The sequence below is a fragment of the Pseudomonas sp. GCM10022186 genome, from assembly GCF_042656385.1.
Taxonomy (GTDB): Bacteria; Pseudomonadota; Gammaproteobacteria; order Pseudomonadales; family Pseudomonadaceae; genus Metapseudomonas.
The window spans coordinates 164,112-178,746 of record NZ_JBHSOU010000028.1 but is presented as its reverse complement, the minus strand read 5'-3'; the positions used below and the strand labels follow the sequence as shown (position 1 = coordinate 178,746).

Annotated in this window: 15 protein-coding genes; all 15 read left to right on the top strand. The window is 65.9% G+C overall.

Features of this window, described 5'->3' with window-relative positions; all coding sequences use genetic code 11:
- Positions 1-188: 188 nt before the first annotated feature.
- The 15 genes from fliL (at position 189) to ACFPU0_RS12845 (ending at position 14,618) form a co-directional block, all read left to right on the top strand.
- The gene (fliL, locus tag ACFPU0_RS12915; protein WP_377693439.1) at positions 189-710 is read left to right on the top strand and encodes a flagellar basal body-associated protein FliL; all 522 of its coding nucleotides are present in this window, start codon (positions 189-191) and stop codon (positions 708-710) included.
- A gap of 13 nt (positions 711-723) precedes the next feature.
- On the top strand, positions 724-1,695 hold the full coding sequence (gene fliM, locus ACFPU0_RS12910) for a flagellar motor switch protein FliM (protein WP_377693438.1): 972 nt from the start codon (positions 724-726) through the stop codon (positions 1,693-1,695).
- 54 nt (positions 1,696-1,749) lie between these two features.
- Entirely contained in the window at positions 1,750-2,205 is a 456-nt protein-coding gene (gene fliN / locus ACFPU0_RS12905) for a flagellar motor switch protein FliN (RefSeq protein ID WP_377693437.1), read from the top strand.
- A 4-nt stretch (positions 2,206-2,209) separates the two neighbouring features.
- Positions 2,210-2,647, top strand: a complete 438-nt coding sequence (gene fliO, locus ACFPU0_RS12900) for a flagellar biosynthetic protein FliO (RefSeq protein WP_377693436.1) — start codon at positions 2,210-2,212, stop codon at positions 2,645-2,647.
- Positions 2,647-3,396 (top strand): flagellar type III secretion system pore protein FliP, encoded by a 750-nt coding sequence (gene fliP, locus ACFPU0_RS12895; RefSeq protein WP_377693434.1) that lies wholly within the window; start codon positions 2,647-2,649, stop codon positions 3,394-3,396. The genes fliO and fliP overlap by 1 nt, the downstream gene beginning before the upstream one ends.
- 2 nt (positions 3,397-3,398) lie before the next feature.
- Complete coding sequence (fliQ, locus tag ACFPU0_RS12890; protein ID WP_377693433.1) at positions 3,399-3,668, top strand: flagellar biosynthesis protein FliQ; 270 nt, start codon at positions 3,399-3,401, stop codon at positions 3,666-3,668.
- Positions 3,669-3,670: 2 nt separating this feature from the next.
- Positions 3,671-4,447, top strand: a complete 777-nt coding sequence (gene fliR, locus ACFPU0_RS12885; protein ID WP_377693431.1) for a flagellar biosynthetic protein FliR — start codon at positions 3,671-3,673, stop codon at positions 4,445-4,447.
- A gap of 150 nt (positions 4,448-4,597) precedes the next feature.
- A complete protein-coding gene (gene flhB / locus ACFPU0_RS12880) occupies positions 4,598-5,734 on the top strand; it encodes a flagellar biosynthesis protein FlhB (RefSeq protein ID WP_377693430.1) in 1,137 nt (378 codons plus the stop codon).
- A gap of 258 nt (positions 5,735-5,992) precedes the next feature.
- Positions 5,993-8,116 (top strand): flagellar biosynthesis protein FlhA, encoded by a 2,124-nt coding sequence (gene flhA, locus ACFPU0_RS12875; protein ID WP_377693428.1) that lies wholly within the window; start codon positions 5,993-5,995, stop codon positions 8,114-8,116.
- Between the two features lie 15 nt (positions 8,117-8,131).
- On the top strand, positions 8,132-9,481 hold the full coding sequence (flhF, locus tag ACFPU0_RS12870; RefSeq protein WP_377693426.1) for a flagellar biosynthesis protein FlhF: 1,350 nt from the start codon (positions 8,132-8,134) through the stop codon (positions 9,479-9,481).
- A gap of 78 nt (positions 9,482-9,559) precedes the next feature.
- Positions 9,560-10,393 (top strand): flagellar synthesis regulator FleN, encoded by an 834-nt coding sequence (gene fleN / locus ACFPU0_RS12865; protein WP_377693424.1) that lies wholly within the window; start codon positions 9,560-9,562, stop codon positions 10,391-10,393.
- Entirely contained in the window at positions 10,390-11,136 is a 747-nt protein-coding gene (fliA, locus tag ACFPU0_RS12860; RefSeq protein ID WP_377693422.1) for an RNA polymerase sigma factor FliA, read from the top strand. Before fleN ends, fliA begins: the two co-directional genes overlap by 4 nt.
- A gap of 83 nt (positions 11,137-11,219) precedes the next feature.
- Positions 11,220-11,594: a chemotaxis response regulator CheY gene (locus tag ACFPU0_RS12855; protein WP_003083073.1), complete on the top strand. Its 375-nt coding sequence runs from the start codon at positions 11,220-11,222 to the stop codon at positions 11,592-11,594.
- Positions 11,595-11,613: 19 nt separating this feature from the next.
- Complete coding sequence (locus ACFPU0_RS12850; RefSeq protein ID WP_377693421.1) at positions 11,614-12,402, top strand: protein phosphatase CheZ; 789 nt, start codon at positions 11,614-11,616, stop codon at positions 12,400-12,402.
- 11 nt (positions 12,403-12,413) lie between these two features.
- Positions 12,414-14,618: a chemotaxis protein CheA gene (locus tag ACFPU0_RS12845; protein ID WP_377693419.1), complete on the top strand. Its 2,205-nt coding sequence runs from the start codon at positions 12,414-12,416 to the stop codon at positions 14,616-14,618.
- Positions 14,619-14,635 lie beyond the last annotated feature (17 nt).

The window sequence follows — 14,635 nt, the reverse complement described above, 5'->3', positions numbered from 1 at the left end:
GCCGGGGGTGAGGGTGCAGTCGACACGGCGATATCCCGAAGACCCGTGACAGCCGCCCCTCGACACTGGTATATCCGCAGCCCGGAAGCAGTTGCCCACCGCTCGCCGGTTAGCCGACAAGCTGGCATAACACTTGCTCCTACCCATGGAAACGCGGGCGGTTTCCCGCGAAACGACGGATTTTTGGCATGGCGAAGAAAGAAGCGAAGGCCCCGGCGGAGGGCGGAGCGCTGGCTGCCGGCAAGGGCAAGCTGAAGCTCATCGTACTGGCGGTGGCCGCCCTGCTGCTGGCCATTTCCCTGTCGGTGGGGGCCACCTGGTTCTTTCTCAGCCGTGGCGAGAAGTCGGCCGAGCCCGCCCAGGAAGAGGCCGCAGCCGCGCCCGCCAGGCAGCCGGCGGTCTACGAGGACCTGGCACCGGCCTTCGTGGTCAACTTCAACCAGAACGGACGCCAGCGCTACATGCAGGTCAGCCTTTCGCTGATGGCTCGCGACGAGGCCCAGCTTGAGGCCCTCAAGGTGCACATGCCGATGCTGCGCAACAAGCTGGTCATGCTCTTCTCCAGCCAGAACTTCGACACACTGGTCACCCCGGTGGGCAAGGAAATGCTGCGCCAGCAGGCCACCGCTACCGTGCAGGAACTCTCCAAGCAGGAGACCGGCGCGGTGGCCATCGAGCAAGTGCTCTTCACCAACTTCGTTTTGCAGTAGGCAAGGTACGACCATGGCTGTTCAAGACCTGCTGTCCCAGGACGAAATCGACGCGCTGCTCCACGGTGTCGACGATGGCCTTGTGGAAACCGAAGCTGATGCCGAGCCCGGCAGCATCAAGAGCTATGACCTGACCAGCCAGGACCGCATCGTCCGCGGGCGTATGCCGACCCTGGAAATGATCAACGAGCGCTTCGCCCGTTACACCCGCATCAGCATGTTCAACCTGCTGCGCCGCTCGGCCGACGTGGCGGTGGGCGGCGTGCAGGTGATGAAATTCGGCGAGTACGTGCATTCGCTCTACGTGCCCACCAGCCTCAACCTGGTGAAGATGAAGCCGCTGCGCGGCACTTCGCTGTTCATCCTCGACGCCAAGCTGGTGTTCAAGCTGGTGGACAACTTCTTCGGTGGCGACGGCCGCCACGCCAAGATCGAGGGCCGCGAGTTCACCCCCACCGAGCTGCGCGTGGTGCGCATGGTGCTGGACCAGGCGTTCGTCGACCTGGCCGAAGCCTGGAGCGCGGTGCTGGATGTGAACTTCGAGTACATCAACTCGGAGGTGAACCCGGCCCTGGCCAATATCGTCAGCCCCAGCGAGGTGGTGGTGGTGTCCACCTTCCACATCGAACTGGATGGTGGCGGCGGCGACCTGCACATCACCATGCCCTATTCGATGATCGAGCCGATCCGCGAGATGCTCGACGCCGGTTTCCAGTCCGATGTCGACGACCAGGACGAACGCTGGATCAAGGCCCTGCGCGAGGACATCCTCGACGTCAGCGTGCCGCTGGCCGCCACCGTGGTGCGCCGCCAGCTCAAGCTGCGGGACATCCTGCACATGCAGCCCGGCGACGTGATCCCGGTGGAAATGCCCGAGCACATGATCATGCGCGCCAACGGCGTGCCGGCCTTCAAGGTCAAACTGGGATCGCACAAGGGCAACCTGTCCCTGCAGATCCTCGAGCCGATCGAGCGCCAGCGCTGATTGCGCCCCCTCCACGAATCCTGAGCCAGCCGAGGTCAACCGATGGCAAACGACATGGACACCCCCACTCCCGAAGAGCAGGCCCTGGCCGATGAATGGGCGGCTGCCCTGGCCGAGGCCGGCGACGCCAGCCAGGACGACATCGATGCCCTGATGAACCAGGGTGCCGCCGCGCCCGGCTCGCCGCGCGCGCCCATGGAGGAATTCGGCAGTTCGCCCAGGCCCAGCAGCGGCCTGGTGAGCCTGGACGGCCCTAACCTGGATGTGATCCTCGACATCCCGGTGTCCATTTCCATGGAAGTGGGCAACACCGACATCACCATCCGCAACCTGCTGCAGCTCAACCAGGGCTCGGTGATCGAGCTCGACCGCCTGGCCGGCGAGCCGCTGGATGTGCTGGTCAACGGCACCCTGATCGCCCATGGCGAAGTGGTGGTGGTCAACGAGAAGTTCGGCATCCGGCTGACCGATGTGATCAGTCCGAGCGAACGCATCAAGAAGCTGCGCTGAAACCATGCTCCGTCCTTTCACTGCGGGGCTGCTCCTGCTGCCCCTCGGCGGCGTTGCCGCCGAAGCCGTCACCAACGCCCCGGCTCCGAGCGTCGCCACCCAGGCCGGCAGCGGCATGGCCGCGCAACTGGGGCAGCTCGCCGTCGGCCTGTTGCTGGTGGTCGGCCTCATCTTCCTGCTCGCCTGGCTGCTGCGCCGGGTGCAGCAGCTCGGGCCGCGCGGCGGCCAGGTGATCCAGCTGGTGGCCACCCAGGCGCTGGGCCCGCGCGACCGGCTGGTGCTGGTGCAGGTGGGCGGGGAACAGATACTGCTGGGCATCAGCGCCGGGCGCATCACGCCGCTGCACGTGCTGAAGGACCCGGTGCAACCGGCCGGCGCGCAAGCCGCCAGCCCGGAATTCGCCCAACGCCTCATGGAACTGCTCGGCAAGGACAAGCATTGATGCAACGCCTCTTCATCGCGCTGCTGCTGGTGCTGGCGGCGCCGCTGGCCCTCGGCGCCGACAATCCCCTGTCGGTGCCGGCCATCACTCTCTCCACCAACCCCGAAGGCCAGCAGGAATACTCGGTAAGCCTGCAGATCCTGCTGATCATGACGGCGCTGAGCTTCATCCCGGCGTTCGTCATGCTGATGACCAGCTTCACCCGGATCATCATCGTCTTCTCCATCCTGCGGCAGGCGCTGGGCCTGCAGCAGACGCCGTCGAACCAGATCCTCATCGGCCTGGCGCTGTTCCTGACGATGTTCATCATGGCGCCGGTGTTCGACCGGGTGAACCGCGACGCCCTGCAGCCCTACCTCAACGAGCAGATGTCGGCCCAGGACGCGCTGGCCAGGGCCGAGGTGCCGATCAAGGGCTTCATGCTGGCGCAGACCCGTTCCAGCGACCTGGAACTCTTCATGCGCCTGTCCAAGCGCACCGACATCCCCAGCCCGGATGCCGCGCCCCTGACCATCCTGGTGCCGGCCTTCGTCACCTCCGAGCTGAAGACCGCCTTCCAGATCGGCTTCATGATCTTCATCCCCTTCCTGATCATCGACCTGGTGGTGGCCAGCGTGCTCATGGCGATGGGCATGATGATGCTCTCGCCACTGATCATTTCCCTGCCGTTCAAGATCATGCTTTTCGTCCTGGTGGACGGCTGGGCACTGATCATCGGCACCCTGGCCGGAAGCTTCGGAGGCGTCTAGCGATGACACCCGAGATTGCCGTCGACCTGTTCCGTGAAGCGCTCTGGCTGACCTGCCTGATCGTCGGCATCCTGGTGGTGCCGAGCCTGGTGGTGGGCCTGATCGTCGCCATGTTCCAGGCCGCCACCCAGATCAACGAGCAGACCCTGAGCTTCCTGCCGCGTCTCATCGTGATGCTGCTCACCCTGATCTGGGCCGGACCCTGGCTCACCCGCCAACTGATGGAGTACATCCAGACGCTCTATCAGAACATCCCGCTGTTGATCGGCTGACCATGCTCGAACTCAGCGATGCGCAGATCGGTGGCTGGGTCGGCAGCTTCCTGCTGCCGCTGTTCCGCATCGCCGCGCTGTTGATGACCATGCCGGTGATCGGCACCCAGCTGGTGCCGGTGCGGGTCCGCCTGTACCTGGCGCTGGCCATCGCCATAGTGCTGGTGCCGACCCTGCCGCCCATGCCCCAGGTGGACGCGATCAACCTGCGCAGCCTCCTGCTGGTGGGCGAGCAGGTGCTGGTGGGGGCCTTGCTCGGCTTCGTGCTGCAGCTGTTCTTCCACGCCTTCGTGGTGGCCGGGCAGATGATCTCCATGCAGATGGGCCTGGGTTTCGCGTCCATGGTCGACCCCGCCAACGGCGTCTCGGTGCCGGTGCTCGGGCAGTTCTACCTGATGCTGGTGACCCTGCTGTTCCTCGCCATGAATGGCCACCTGGTGGTGTTCGAGGTACTCGCCGAAAGCTTCGTCACCCTGCCGGTGGGTGGCGGACTGCTGACGGCGCAGTACTGGGAAGTGGCCGGCAAGCTCGGCTGGGTGATGGGCGCCGGGCTGCTGCTGTCGCTGCCGGCGATCACCGCGCTGCTGGTGGTCAACCTGGCCTTCGGCGTGATGACCCGCGCGGCGCCGCAGCTGAACATCTTCTCCATCGGTTTCCCGCTGACCCTGGCCCTGGGCCTGGTGATCGTCTGGATCGGCATGGCCGACGTCCTTGCCCAGTACCAGGTCCTGGCCAGCGATGCCCTGCAGCTGCTGCGCGAGCTGGCGAGGGCGCGATGACCACTTCCTCTTATGGCGCTTGTGCTGCTGGAAAACGTAGGCGAGGCAGCCAAGACAAGGCGAGAACGGCCGAAAAAGCGGAGTTTACGACTGTAAATGAGCATTTTGAGGCCGGTCTCAACGCAGTATTGGCAACGCAGGTAGTTTTCCATGGCGGAGAGTGAGAGCGGGGCGGACAAGAGTGAGGAGCCCACAAGCAAACGGCTGCAGGAGGCCCGCGAGAAAGGGCAGGTCGCCCGTTCCCGCGAGCTCAACACCCTGGCCGTGACCCTGGCCGGCGCCGGCGGCGTGCTGGCCAGCGGTGGTGGCGTGGCGGACATGCTGATGCGGATGATGCAGGCCAACTTCGAGCTGTCGCGGGCCGTGCTGATGGACGAGCGCAGCATGGGTATCTGGCTGCTGGCCTCGGGCAAGATGGCCCTGGAAGCCTTGCTGCCGCTACTGGTCACCTTGCTGGTGGTGTCCATCGCCGGACCGGTCTCCCTGGGCGGCTGGCTGTTTTCCAGCGAAACGCTGACGCCCAAGTTCAGCCGGATGAATCCGCTCTCCGGGCTCAAGCGGATGTTCTCGATGCATGCCCTGGCCGAACTGCTCAAGGCCCTGGCCAAGTTCGCGGTGATCCTGCTGGTGGCCCTGGCGGTGCTCGCCTCCGACCGTGACGACCTCCTGGCCATCGCCCACGAGCCGCTGGACATGGCCATCCTGCACAGCGCCCAGGTGGTGGGCTGGAGCGCGGTCTGGCTGGCTTGCGGCCTGATCCTGATCGCCGCCGTCGACGTGCCTTTCCAGCTCTGGGACAACAAGCAGAAGCTGATGATGACCAAGCAGGAGGTGCGCGACGAGTACAAGGACACCGAGGGCAAGCCCGAGGTGAAGTCGCGCATCCGCCGCCTGCAGCGGGAAATGGCCGAGCGCCGCATGATGGCCGCCGTGCCCGAGGCCGACGTGGTCATCACCAACCCGACCCACTTCGCCGTGGCGCTGAAGTACGACGCCGACAAGGGCGGCGCGCCGCTGTTGCTGGCCAAGGGCAGCGACTTCACCGCGCTGAAGATCCGCGAGATCGCCCAGGAGAGCCAGGTGACGGTACTGGAGTCCCCGGCCCTGGCGCGGGCGGTCTACTACTCCACCGAACTGGACCAGGAAATCCCTGCCGGCCTCTACCTGGCGGTGGCCCAGGTGCTGGCCTACGTCTACCAGCTCAAGCAGTTCCGTGCCGGCCGCGGCAAACGCCCGGCGCCGCTCCACGACCTGCCGATTCCGGCGGAGTTGCGCCGGGATGAGTGATGGTCATCCCGGGTGGACGCTTTTGTGGGGGCGAATTCATTCGCTAAGCAGGCCGAAGGCCTGCCCTGCAGAGTCCGATGGGGCAGCTTCGCTGCCCTTAGCGAATGAATTCGCCCCCACAGGAAAAAGCTCCCCACTCCCATGACTCAACCCATTGGCCAAGTTGGAAGGCTTCTTGCACAAGCGGGCTGATGTCATGTTCAGGCGTCAAAAGATTGGATGCGGAGCGGAGTTCCGCGAAGGGGTAGGGGAGCAACAGTGGATCGTACGCAACTGATCGGCAATGTCCGCGACAACCTGATGGGCATGGGCCGTGGCAACCTCGGGGTGCCGCTGCTGGTGCTGGTCATGCTGGGCATGATGACGCTGCCGGTGCCGCCCTTCCTGTTGGACGTGTTCTTCACCTTCAACATCGCCCTGTCCATCGTCGTGCTGCTGGTCTGCGTCTACGCCATGCGCCCGCTGGACTTCGCCGTGTTCCCCACCATCCTGCTGGTGGCGACCCTGCTGCGCCTGGCGCTGAACGTGGCCTCCACCCGTGTGGTGCTGCTCCATGGCCAGGACGGCCACGATGCCGCCGGCAAGGTGATCCAGGCCTTCGGCGACGTGGTGGTGGGCGGCAACTATGTGGTCGGCATCGTGGTCTTCGCGATCCTGATGATCATCAACTTCGTGGTGGTCACCAAGGGCGCCGGGCGCATTTCCGAGGTGAGCGCGCGCTTCACCCTGGACGCCATGCCCGGCAAGCAGATGGCCATCGACGCCGACCTCAACGCCGGGCTGATCGACCAGGCCGAAGCCAAGAAGCGCCGTACCGAGGTGTCCCAGGAGGCCGATTTCTACGGCTCCATGGACGGTGCCAGCAAGTTCGTCCGCGGCGATGCCATCGCCGGTCTGCTGATCCTCTTCATCAACCTGATCGGCGGCATGGCCATCGGCATGCTGCAGCACGGCATGAGCTTCGGCGACGCCGGGCGCATCTACTCCCTGCTGACCATCGGCGACGGCCTGGTGGCGCAGATCCCCTCGCTGCTGCTGTCCACCGCGGCGGCCATCATGGTCACCCGGGTGTCCACCTCCGAGGACATGGGCCAGCAGGTCAACCGCCAGATGTTCGCCTCGCCCAAGGCGCTGGCGGTGTCCGCCGCCATCCTCATCGCCATGGGCCTGGTGCCGGGCATGCCGCACGTGTCTTTCGTCGGCCTCGGCCTGATCGCCGCCGGCGGCGCCTGGTGGATCTGGCAGAAGCAGAAGAAGGCCAAGGAAGAAGCGGTGCAGGAAGAGAAGCGCCAACAGGAGCTGCTGCCCGCCCAGCGTGCCCAGGAAACCAAGGAGCTGGGCTGGGACGACGTCACCCCGGTGGACCTGGTGGGGCTGGAAGTGGGTTACCGGCTGATCCCCCTGGTGGACCGCAACCAGGGTGGCCAGCTGCTGGCGCGGATCAAGGGCGTGCGCAAGAAGCTGTCCCAGGAGATGGGCTTCCTGATGCCCTCGGTGCATATCCGCGACAACCTCGACCTGTTGCCCAACGCCTATCGCCTGACCCTGATGGGCGTCAGCGTGGCCGAGGCGGAGGTCTACCCGGATCGCGAACTGGCGATCAACCCCGGCCAGGTGTTCGGCACCCTCAACGGCGTGGCCGCCAAGGATCCGGCGTTCGGCCTGGAAGCGGTGTGGATAGACGCCAGCCAGCGCGACCAGGCGCAGTCCCTCGGCTACACGGTGGTGGATGCCAGTACCGTGGTCGCCACCCACCTCAACCAGGTCCTGCACAAGCACGCCCACGAGCTGCTCGGCCACGAGGAAGTCCAGCAGCTCATGCAACTGCTGGCCAAGAGCTCGCCGCGCCTGGCCGAGGAGCTGGTGCCGGGCATGGTCTCGCTGTCCACCCTGCTCAAGGTGCTCCAGGCGCTGCTGCAGGAGCAGGTACCGGTGCGCGACATCCGCACCATCGCCGAAGCCATCGCCAACCTGGCGCCCAAGAGTCAAGATCCCGCCGCGCTGGTGGCGGCGGTTCGCGTGGCGCTGGCCCGCGCCATCGTGCAAAGCATTGTGGGACTAGAGCCGGAGCTGCCCGTGATCACCCTGGAACCCAGGTTGGAACAGATATTGCTGAATAGCCTGCAGAAGGCCGGGCAGGGTTCGGAAGATGGCGTTCTCCTCGAACCCGGCATGGCCGAGAAGCTGCAACGTTCCCTGGTGGAAGCGGCGCAGCGCCAGGAAATGCTCGGCAAGCAGGCGATCCTGCTGGTGGCCGGGCCGATCCGGGCGATGATGTCGCGCTTCGCAAGGCTCGCCGTGCCGACCATGCACGTACTGGCCTACCAGGAAATACCGGACAACAAGCAGGTCACCATAGTCGCGACTGTGGGGCAGAACTAACCGAGGTCAAGGGCCATGCAGGTCAAACGCTTCTTCGCCGCCGATATGCGTCAAGCCATGAAGCTGGTGCGTGATGAACTGGGCGCGGATGCCGCCATCATCGGCACTCGCCGGGTGGCCGGCGGTGTCGAGCTGACCGCCGCACTGGATTACCCGCTGCCCGCCCCGGCGCCGAGCAAGCCCAACCCGGCCCTCGAATCCGAGCTGCGCAAGACCCAGGCACGCATCGCCGAGGCCCAGGCCGAGCTGACCACCCGCGCCCTGGCCGACGCCGGCAAGGACCGTCAATTGTTCGCCGGCGAGCCGCTGACCGCCATCGAGTCGGAGCTGCCGGAATCGGCCCTGGCCGCCGCCATGAGCCGCCCGCGCCCGGCCGCCCGCCCAGCGGAGCCGGTCAGCGCGCCGCAGCCCGCCAACCTGGACCAGGCCGCCCTGGACGCCATGCGTTTCGAGCTGAGCGGCCTGCGTGAACTGATCGAAGTGCAGCTGGGCTCCATCGCCTGGGGCCAGATGCAGAGCCGCCGTCCGCAGCAGGCCAGCCTCTGGCGCCGCCTGCAGCGCATGGGCCTGCCGGCCGACCTGGGCCGCGCCCTGCTGGACAAGGTGGCCGGCGTCAACGAACCGCGCCAGGCCTGGCGCATGCTGCTGGCGCATCTGGCCCACGCCATCCGCACGCCGCAGCAGGAGCCGCTGGAAGAGGGTGGGGTGATCGCCCTGGTCGGCCCGGCCGGCATGGGCAAGACCACCACCCTGGCCAAGCTGGCCGCGCGCTACGTGCTCAAATACGGCGCCCAGAGCGTCGCCCTGGTGAGCATGGATGCCTTCCGCATCGGCGCCCAGGAGCAACTCAAGACCCTCGGCCGCATCCTCAACGTGCCGGTGACCCTGGTGGACCCGGGCCAGTCCCTGACCCAGGCCCTGGCGCCGCTGGCGCGCAAGCGTGTGGTGCTGGTCGACACCGCCGGCCTGCCGGCCAACGACCCGGCCCTGGCCATGCAGCTCGAAGCCCTGGCCAGCCGGACCATCAATGCGAAGAATTATCTGGTGATGGCAGCCACCAGCCAGAGCCAGGTGCTCAAGGCGGCCTACCACAGTTACAAGCGTTGCGGCCTGGCTGGCTGCATCATTACCAAGGCGGACGAAGCGGCCAGCCTGGGCGAGGTTCTGGGGCTGGCTATCGGCCAGCATCTCCCGGTAGCCTATCTGGCCGATGGGCCGCGAATTCCGGATGATCTGCAGGTTCCCCGCAGCCACCAGCTGGTAAGCCGTGCGGTCAGCCTGCAGGCGGCGGAAGACCCGAGCGAGGAAGCCATGGCCGAGCTGTTCGCCGGCCTCTACCAGAATCCGGCGCGCCGCGCCGGTTGAAGCATTCATTGCGCCGCCCTGGATTGGGTGGCGCCAGACAGCCAAGTGGCCCAGTCGATCTGAGACAAGGTATTTGAAATGGGAAGTATGCATCCCGTACAGGTGATCGCGGTGACCGGCGGCAAGGGTGGCGTCGGCAAGACCAACGTGTCGGTGAACCTCTCGCTGGCGCTGGCCGATCTCGGTCGTCGCGTCATGTTGCTGGACGCCGACCTGGGCCTGGCCAACGTCGACGTCCTGCTCGGCCTCACCGCCAAGCGCACCCTGGCCGATGTGATCAATGGCGAATGCGACCTGCGCGACGTGCTGTTGCAGGGGCCGGGGGGCATCCGCATCGTCCCGGCCGCCTCCGGCACCCAGAGCATGGTGCAGCTTTCGCCCATGCAGCACGCCGGCCTGATCCAGGCCTTCAGCGATATCAGCGACAACCTCGACGTGCTGGTGATCGACACCGCCGCCGGCATCGGCGATTCGGTGGTCAGCTTCGTCCGCGCGGCCCAGGAAGTGATAGTGGTGGTCTGCGACGAGCCAACCTCCATCACCGACGCCTACGCGCTGATCAAGCTGCTCAACCGCGACTACGGCATGAGCCGTTTCCGCGTGCTGGCCAACATGGCCCACAGCCCGCAGGAAGGGCGCAACCTCTTCGCCAAGCTGACCAAGGTCACCGACCGTTTCCTCGACGTCGCCCTGCAATACGTCGGCGCCGTTCCCTACGACGAGTCCGTGCGCAAGGCCGTGCAGAAGCAGCGCGCGGTCTATGAAGCCTTCCCGCGCTCGAAGTGCTCGCTGGCCTTCAAGGCCATCGCGCAAAAGGTCGACAGCTGGCCGCTGCCGGCCAATCCGCGGGGCCACCTGGAGTTCTTCGTCGAGCGGCTGGTCAAGCAGCCGTCCGCGGAAAACCCCGTATGACACCCGCAACCGGACTGCGCATGTACGGCAAGGCCCAGGCAAGGGACTCGCAGCATCAGCTGATCGAGCGCTATGCCCCCCTGGTCAAGCGCATCGCCTATCACCTGCTGGCGCGCCTGCCGGCCAGCGTGCAGGTGGAGGACCTGATGCAGTCCGGGATGATCGGCTTGCTCGAAGCCTCGAAGAAATACGATGGCAGCAAGGGCGCCAGCTTCGAGACCTATGCCGGCATCCGCATCCGCGGCGCCATGCTCGACGAGGTGCGCAAGGGCGATTGGGCGCCGCGTTCGGTGCACCGCAACACCCGCATGGTGAGCGATGCGATCCGCGCCATCGAAGCGCGTACCGGCCGCGACGCTAAAGATCAGGAGGTCGCTGCCGAACTTCAATTGAGTCTCGAAGACTACTACGGCATCCTGAGCGACACCTTGGGCAGCCGCCTGTTCAGCTTCGACGACCTGTTGCAGGACGGCGAGCATGGCGGGGTGCACGAGGACGCCGGTGTCACCCAACTTTCGCCCTCCAACGAGCTGGAAGAAGAACGCTTCCAGGCCGCGCTGGCCGACGCCATCGCGAACCTGCCGGAGCGCGAGCGCCTGGTGCTGGCGCTGTACTACGACGAAGAATTGAACCTGAAGGAAATCGGTGAAGTGCTGGGGGTCAGCGAGTCGCGGGTCAGCCAGTTGCACAGCCAGTGCGCGGCACGCCTGCGCGCGCGGCTGGGCGAATGGCGCGCACGCTGAATGGCACACCGCTTCCAGATTTGAACGGCGCACCCGGCAAGAGGGGCGTTTGAGACTGTACGGAGGTCGACTTGGACAAGAATATGAAAATCCTCATCGTTGACGATTTCTCGACGATGAGACGCATCATCAAGAACCTCTTGCGCGACTTGGGTTTCACCAATACCGCCGAAGCCGATGACGGCACCACGGCGCTGCCGATGCTGCACAGCGGTAATTTCGACTTCCTCGTGACCGACTGGAACATGCCCGGCATGACCGGCATCGACCTGCTGCGCGCCGTACGTGCCGACGAGCGCCTGAAGCACCTGCCGGTGCTGATGGTGACCGCCGAAGCCAAGCGCGACCAGATCATCGAGGCGGCCCAGGCCGGTGTGAACGGCTATGTGGTCAAGCCTTTCACCGCCCAGGTGCTGAAAGAAAAAATCGAGAAGATCTTCGAGCGGGTCAACGGCTGATGCCAGCCGCGAGGGCACCATGGAGCAGAACGAAACCCTGCTGGGAGACTTCGAGTCGACCCTGAAAGTCCGTGCGCGGGAGCTGGTGGAAAGCCTGGAGAGAGGCAACTTCACCGACGCCGTGCAACTTATCCACGAACTCAATCACGTCCGTGATCGCGGCCTCTACCAGGAAGTCGGCAAGCTCACACGCGAACTGCACAACGCCATCGTCAATTTCCAGATCGACCCGCACTTGCCCCACGCCCAGGAAATGTCGCAGATCGCCGACGCGACCGACCGCCTGGGCTATGTGGTGCAGATGACCGAGAAGGCCGCCAACCGCACCATGGACCTGGTGGAGGAGAGCGCGCCGCTGCTGGGCGGGCTGGGCGACGAAGCCCGGCAGCTGGGCGAGGAGTGGGGGCGCTTCATGCGCCGGGAAATCGGCGTGGACGGCTTCCGCGACCTGGCCCGCCGCATCGAGCAGTTCCTGGCGCGCAGCCAGCGGGACAGCGATGCGTTGTCCGCCAAGCTCAACGACATCCTGCTGGCCCAGGACTACCAGGACCTCACCGGCCAGGTGATCAAGCGCGTGACCCAGCTGGTCACCGAGGTGGAGAGCAACCTGGTCAAGCTGGTGCTGATGGCCAGCCAGGTGGATCGCTACGCCGGCATCGAGCACGACCACGCCCTGCTGCGCGCCGAGCTGGAACAACAAAAAAATCCTTCCAGGGGTGAAGGTCCGCAGATCCATGCCGATAAACGGGAAGACGTGGTGTCCGGCCAGGACGACGTCGACGATCTGCTATCCAGCCTTGGGTTTTAGGGAGCGCTCATATGAGCTTCGACGCCGATGAAGAAATCCTCCAGGACTTCCTGGTAGAGGCCGGCGAGATTCTGGAGCAACTGTCCGAGCAGCTGGTCGAGCTGGAAAGCCGCCCGGACGACATGGACCTGCTCAACGCGATTTTCCGTGGTTTCCATACCGTCAAGGGCGGCGCCGGCTTCCTCCAGCTCAATGCCCTGGTGGAGTGCTGTCACATCGCCGAGAACGTCTTCGATATCCTGCGCAAGGGCGAACGCCGCGTGGATGCCGAGTTGATGGACGTGGTGCTGCAGGCCCTGGATACGGTCAACGAGATGTTCAGCGAGGTGCGCGAGCGCAGCGAACCGACACCCGCCACCCCCGCATTGCTGGCCGCGCTGTCGCGCCTGGCCGAGCCGGGCGGCAGCGAGGCCGCTCCTGCCGTGGCGCCCGCCAGCGCGACTGCGGCGCCGCAGCAAGCCAGCGCGGACATTACCGACAGCGAGTTCGAGCAGTTGCTGGAGGCCCTGGGCGACAACGTCGGTGGCAGCGCCGAACCCATTGCCGTGGCGGCCGATGAAATTACCGACGACGAGTTCGAAGCGCTCCTCGACCAGCTGCATGGCAAGGACAAGTTCGCTGGCGCCGTGGAGCCGGCAACCGCGGTCGCCGCCCATGCATCGACCGCTGCCCTGGCGACTGCCGGTGCGGGTGACGAGATCAGCGACGACGAGTTCGAGGACTTGCTCGACCAGTTGCACGGCAAGGGCAAGTTCGGTGGCGCCGAGGCGGCGAACGTCGCTCCGGCCGCACCTGCGGTACCCGCCACGCCGCCGGCCGGCGGTGACAACATCACCGACGACGAATTCGAAGCGCTCCTCGACCAGCTGCACGGCAAGGGCAAATTCACCGGCGCCACCGAAGAGCCGGTCGCCGTAGCCGTTCCGGCTGCCAGTCGGCCGGCTCCGGTACCCGCGCCCAGGCCCGCTGCCAAGGCCGAGCCCGTGTCGCGCCAGGTCGCCGTGCCGGCCTCGGGCAATGGCGCCGCCGGCCCGGCCGTGGCCAACGAGACGGAAACCACGGTCCGGGTGGATACCGCACGCCTGGACGAGATCATGAACATGGTCGGCGAACTGGTACTGGTGCGTAACCGCCTGGTGCGCCTGGGCGCCAACAGTGGCGACGAGGCCATGGCCAAGGCGGTGTCCAACCTGGACGTGGTCACCGCGGACCTGCAAACGGCCGTGATGAAGACCCGCATGCAGCCGATCAAGAAGGTCTTCGGCCGCTTCCCGCGCCTGGTCCGCGACCTGGCGCGCAACCTGAAGAAGGAAATCAACCTCGAGCTGGTGGGCGAGGAGACCGACCTGGACAAGAACCTGGTCGAAGCCCTGGCCGACCCGCTGGTGCACCTGGTGCGCAACGCCGTCGACCACGGCATCGAGTCCCCCGAGGAACGCGAGGCCGCCGGCAAGCCGCGTACCGGCCGCGTGGTGCTGTCCGCCGAGCAGGAAGGCGACCACATCCTGCTGATGATCACCGACGACGGCAAGGGCATGGACGCGGCGGTGCTGCGCGCCAAGGCCGTCGAGAAGGGGCTGCTGGACAAGGACGCCGCCGAGCGCCTCACCGAGCTGGAGTGCTACAACCTGATCTTCGCCCCGGGATTCTCGACCAAGACCGAGATTTCCGACGTATCCGGCCGCGGCGTCGGCATGGACGTGGTGAAGACCAAGATCTCCCAGCTCAACGGCACGGTGAACGTGTTCTCGCAGAAGGGCGCGGGCTCGAAGATCGTCATCAAGGTCCCGCTGACCCTGGCGATCATGCCGACCCTGATGGTGATGCTGGGCAACCAGGCCTTCGCCTTCCCGCTGGTCAACGTCAACGAGATCTTCCACCTCGACCTGTCGCGCACCAACGTGGTGGACGGCCAGGAGGTGGTGATCGTCCGCGACAAGGCCCTGCCGCTGTTCTACCTCAAGCGCTGGCTGGTGCGTGACGCGGCGGTGGAGGAGCAGGGCGAGGGGCACGTGGTGATCCTCTCCGTGGGCACCCAGCGCATCGGCTTCGTGGTCGACCAGTTGGTGGGCCAGGAGGAAGTGGTGATCAAGCCCCTGGGCAAGATGCTGCAGGGCACGCCGGGCATGTCCGGCGCCACCATCACCGGCGACGGCCGTATCGCGTTGATCCTCGACGTGCCGAGCATGCTCAAGCATTACGCGCGCCGTGGCTGATCCGGGCGGCCGGGAAT